6 protein-coding genes and 1 tRNA gene are annotated in these 4,894 nt (G+C 67.6%); all 7 read left to right on the top strand.

The genetic code is table 11. The features are described 5' to 3' along the window. A partial coding sequence (gene hscA / locus AC1DY5_RS42105) for a Fe-S protein assembly chaperone HscA (RefSeq protein ID WP_478120367.1) occupies positions 1-1,596 on the top strand: 1,596 nt, incomplete at its 5' end. 3 nt (positions 1,597-1,599) lie between these two features. Continuing rightward, positions 1,600-1,938 (top strand): ISC system 2Fe-2S type ferredoxin, encoded by a 339-nt coding sequence (gene fdx, locus AC1DY5_RS42100; RefSeq protein ID WP_478120366.1) that lies wholly within the window; start codon positions 1,600-1,602, stop codon positions 1,936-1,938. After that, positions 1,938-2,657: a DNA polymerase III subunit epsilon gene (gene dnaQ / locus AC1DY5_RS42095; protein ID WP_478120365.1), complete on the top strand. Its 720-nt coding sequence runs from the start codon at positions 1,938-1,940 to the stop codon at positions 2,655-2,657. The genes fdx and dnaQ overlap by 1 nt, the downstream gene beginning before the upstream one ends. 76 nt (positions 2,658-2,733) lie before the next feature. Further along, a tRNA-Val gene (locus AC1DY5_RS42090) sits at positions 2,734-2,808 on the top strand. Positions 2,809-2,891: 83 nt separating this feature from the next. Beyond that, the gene (locus tag AC1DY5_RS42085) at positions 2,892-3,989 is read left to right on the top strand and encodes an NAD(P)/FAD-dependent oxidoreductase (RefSeq protein WP_478120364.1); all 1,098 of its coding nucleotides are present in this window, start codon (positions 2,892-2,894) and stop codon (positions 3,987-3,989) included. A gap of 92 nt (positions 3,990-4,081) precedes the next feature. Next, entirely contained in the window at positions 4,082-4,390 is a 309-nt protein-coding gene (locus AC1DY5_RS42080) for a glycine zipper domain-containing protein (protein ID WP_478120363.1), read from the top strand. A 33-nt stretch (positions 4,391-4,423) separates the two neighbouring features. Then, positions 4,424-4,894 (top strand): phage holin family protein (locus AC1DY5_RS42075; RefSeq protein WP_478120362.1); only part of this gene is annotated, 471 nt, incomplete at its 3' end.

Raw genomic sequence — 4,894 nt, 5'->3', positions numbered from 1 at the left:
CGGCTGATGGGCCGCGGCCTGTCGGACATTGTCAATCGCGATGCRATGGCGTACCACCTGACGGGCGACGACGGCATGGTCAAGGTGCAGACCGCGGCCGGCGAGAAGTCGCCGATCGAGGTCAGCGCCGAGATCCTGGCGACCCTGCGCTACCGGGCCGAAGACACTTTCGACGACGAACTCCATGGCGTCGTGATCACCGTCCCGGCCTATTTCGACGAAGGCCAGCGGCAGGCCACAAAGGATGCGGCGCAACTGGCCGGGCTCCATGTGCTGCGTCTCATCAGCGAGCCGACCGCGGCCGCGATCGCCTACGGACTGGACAATGGCAGCGAGGGCGTCTACGCGGTCTACGACCTCGGCGGCGGCACCTTCGACATCTCGATCCTGCGGCTGACGCAGGGTGTTTTCGAAGTCATCGCGACCGGTGGCGATTCGGCACTGGGCGGTGATGACTACGACCATGCGCTGGTCGAGTTCGTGCTCGCCCAGCGCGGGCTCAAGGCGCACAGCGACGCCGACCGATCGGCGCTGCTCGTGGCTGCCCGGGCGACCAAGGAGGCGCTGTCGGAAGCCGAATCGGCCAGCTTCAGTGCCAGCCTGTCGGGCGAGGCGCTTCGCCTCGAGGTCCGACGCGAGCAGTTCGAGGTCGCCACGGCCGCGCTGACTGCGCGCACCATCACGGCCGTGCGGCGCGTGCTGCGCGACGCCAAGCTGGCTCCGGGCGAACTGCAGGGCATCGTGTTGGTCGGCGGTGCCACCCGCATGCCGCAGATCCGCCATGCGGTGGCCGAATGCCTGGGCCGCGAGCCGCTCACCAATCTCGATCCGGACCAGGTGGTGGCGCTCGGCGCCGCGATCCAGGCTAACCAGCTGGCCGGCAACGGCGGCGCCGACGACCTGCTGCTGCTCGACGTGATTCCGTTGTCGCTGGGCATCGAGACGATGGGCGGCCTGGTCGAGCGGATCGTGCCGCGCAACCAGACCATCCCGACTGCGATGGCCCAGGACTTCACCACCTACAAGGACGGCCAGACGGCGCTGGCGCTGCACGTGGTGCAGGGCGAGCGCGACCTGGTCGCCGACTGCCGCAGCCTGGCGCGCTTCGAGCTGCGCGGGATCCCGCCGATGGCGGCAGGTGCTGCCCGCATCCGCGTCACCTTCACCGTCGATGCCGACGGCCTGCTCAGCGTGAGCGCCAAGGAGCAAGGCAGCGGCGTGGAGGCGAGCGTCACGGTCAAGCCGTCGTACGGGCTCTCCGACGAACAGATCGCGACCATGCTGCAGGAAAGCTTCTCGACCGCGCAGCAGGACATGAAGGCGCGCGCACTGGTCGAGGCGCGGGTCGATGCCGACCGCATGCTGATGGCGACGCAGAGCGCGCTGGATGCCGATGCATCGCTGCTGTCGGCCGAGGAGCACTCCGTCATCGAGCAACTGATGGCCGCGCTGCGCATTGCGCGCCCTTCCGAGGATGCCGCCGTCGTCGAAGCCGCCACCAAGGCGCTGGCGGACGGCACCGAAGCCTTCGCGGCTGCGCGGATGAATGCGGGCATCGCGCGCGCACTCGCGGGCCGGCAGATCGAATCTCTCTAGAACATGCCCACGATCAAGATCCTTCCCCATCCCGAGTACTGCCCGCAAGGCGCCGAGATCACGGCCGCAGCCGGCACCTCGGTCTGCGAGGCCATGCTCGAGAATCACATCAACATCGAGCATGCCTGCGAGATGAGCTGCGCCTGCACCACCTGCCACGTCATCGTGCGCAAGGGCCTCGAGTCGCTCAACGAGGCGGAGGAGGGCGAGGAAGACCTGCTCGATCGGGCCTGGGGCCTCGAGCCGCAGTCGCGGCTGAGCTGCCAGGCGATCCTCACGCAGGCCGACCTGACAGTCGAGATTCCGAAGTACTCGATCAACCACGCCAAAGAGAAGCACTGATGAGCCGACTGATCGTCCTCGACACCGAGACCAYGGGCCTGTCGGCGGAGAACGGCGACCGCATCATCGAGCTGGGATGCGTCGAGCTGTTCAATCGCAAGCTCACCGGCAACGACCTACACATCTACTTCAACCCCGAGCGTGAGAGTCACGAGGATGCGCTCAAGGTGCACGGGCTGTCCATCGATTTCCTGCGTGACAAGCCGAAGTTTGCGACCCTCGCGAAGGACATCGTCGACTACCTCCGCGACGCCGAGCTGATCATCCACAACGCGGCCTTCGACGTCGGCTTCCTCAACAAGGAATTCGAACTCGCCGGCCTGCCGCCGCTCGCGAGCTTCGTCGGCGAGGTGACCGACACGCTCGCGATGGCCAAGGCGGTCTATCCGGGCAAGCGCAACTCGCTCGATGCGCTGTGCGACCGCTTCGGTGTCGATCGCTCGAACCGCACCTTCCACGGCGCMAAGCTCGACGCGCAGCTGCTGGCGGACGTCTACATCAACCTCACGCGCGGGCAGGATGCGCTCTTGATCGACATCGCGTCGAACGAGCCCGCGCACGGCACGGTTGTGTCGATCGACTTGAGCGCCTTTGAGCTGCCGGTGCTGGTCGCGACCGAGCATGAACTCGCCGCGCACGAGGAAGTGCTGGCGCAGCTCGACAAGTCGAGCAACGGCCGGACTCTTTTTCGCCTGACCGTCGAAAAAGCTGTGGCATAATCTGAGGCTTCGCGCCACACGGTGCGAACATCCAGATGGCAAGCCGCTCGAGGTTCACTCGGGCGTCGCGCGCCGAGGGCGGTTAGCTCAGGGGTAGAGCACAGCATTCACACTGCTGGGGTCGGAGGTTCGAAGCCTCCACCGCCCACCATTCACTTCCTTTCCTTGTCGTGCCGCATTCGGCCCTTGCCGAAGTGCGTCCCGGGCCGGGCGTCGTGGCGCTAAGCTAGCGCAATGGACGAATTCGATTGCGCCGTCATCGGCGCCGGTGTGGTGGGGCTGGCCGTCGCGCGTGCGCTGGCGCTGAAAGGCCGCGAGGTCATCGTGCTGGAGTCCGAGGGCGCGATCGGCACCGGGACCAGTTCGCGCAACAGCGAGGTCATCCATGCGGGCATCTACTACCCCCAAGGCTCTCTCAAGGCGCGGCTGTGCGTCGAGGGCAAGCAGCTTCTCTATGCGTACGCGGCGCAGCGCGGGCTGCCGCACCGTCGCTGCGGCAAGCTGATCGTCGCCACCAGCGAGGCGCAGGTCGGTCAGCTCGATGTGATCGCGGCCAAGGCCCGGGCCAATGGCGTGGACGACCTGGCGCCGCTCACCCGGGCCCAGGCCCAGGCCATCGAGGCGCAACTCGAATGCCTGGCCGCGCTGCATTCGCCAAGCACCGGCATCGTGGACAGCCATGCGCTGATGCTGAGCCTGCAGGGTGACCTCGAGAATGCCGGCGGCGTAGTCGCGCTGAAATCCGCGGTCGTCGGGGCCGAATGCGGGGCGAGCGGCATCGTGCTGAAGTCCGCGGACGGGACGGCCCTGCGCTGCAAGAGCGTCGTCAACGCGGCCGGCCTCGCCGCGCCCCTGCTGGCCCGTCGCTTCGAAGGCCWGCCCGCCGACTCGGTGCCAGGGGCCTGGTATGCCAAGGGCAGCTACTTCACGCTCGCCGGCCGCGCGCCCTTCAGTCGCCTGATCTATCCCGTGCCCGAAGCCGCGGGCCTGGGCGTGCACCTGACGCTTGATCTCGGCGGCCAGGCCAAGTTCGGTCCCGACGTGCAGTGGGTCGCGTCGCCCAATGAGCTGGTCGTCGACCCGGCGCGGGGCGACGGCTTCTACGCCGAGGTCCGCAAGTACTGGCCCGCATTGCCGGACGGCGCGCTGGTGCCGGGCTATGCCGGCATCCGGCCCAAGATCTCGGGCCCCGGCGAGGCCGCAGCCGACTTCATGATCGAGGGGCCCGAGGCGCACGGCGTGCTGGGCCTGGTGAATCTGTTCGGAATTGAGTCGCCGGGGCTGACCAGCAGCCTCGCGATCGCCCGGCACGTGAGGGATCTGCTGTCGTAGAGCCGCGCGGGCATGTACCATGGAACGGCGCGCCATTTGTCGGCGCTGTGTCGCCGGCGCAGTGCCGGCTTGACTGAGGAGGACCTTTTTCGATGACTTCTTCCACCAACCTCGAAGCGGCAGCCAATGCCGTGGCCGAAGACATTGCGAGCGATGTCCGTGGCGTGCTCGCCAGCAAGGACCTCGATTCCGTGCCGCAAATCAAGGCGCTGCGCCAGCGTATCGACAGCAAGCTGGCGATCGCGCGTGAACTCGCGGCCGAGAAGAGCCGAATTGCAGCCCAGAAGGCCCGCGAAGCGGCCAACACGGCCAATGCCTATGCGCACGACGAGCCGTGGCAGATCGCCGGCGCTGCGCTGGCCGTGGGTGTGCTGGTGGGCCTGCTGCTTGGGCGCCGCTGATTTCAGGCGCCAAGGCGGGGCGGAGCTGACGCGATGAGCTTCGCCGACCTGTTCGGCCTCAAGTCCCGCCTGCGCCGCCTGCGCATCCTGGCCGGCGAAGGCGCGCTGGCCGCCGAGGATCGTGCCCAACTCCTGAGGCTGGCCTGGGACGAGGAGATGAAGCGCCTGCGGCTGATGCTCGGCCTGGGGGTCGCGGTGGTCGGCCTGACCACCGTCGTCATCGCGCTGCTGTCGGTGGCGATCGTGGTCCATTTCTGGGACACGCCGCACCGGACCACGGCAGCCTGGGTGCTGGCCTTGGTCTGGACCGGGCTCTGGGCGGCCGCCGTGCTGCTGTTGATGGGCACGCTGCGCAAGTCTTCGGCCTTTGCGTCGGCGCACCAGACCTTCGATCGCGATCTCGAATGGTTCCACGAGCGCTTCGGCGTCAAGCGTGACGAAGAGCTTCCCGATACATCGGTCTCCTTGAGCAGCGAGCAGCTGGTCGCCCGGATCGAGCGGCAG

This window comes from Variovorax sp. P4_D9, assembly GCF_056401695.1.
The sequence above is the reverse complement of the archived record's forward strand: the minus strand, read 5'-3'. Positions and strand labels throughout refer to the sequence as shown.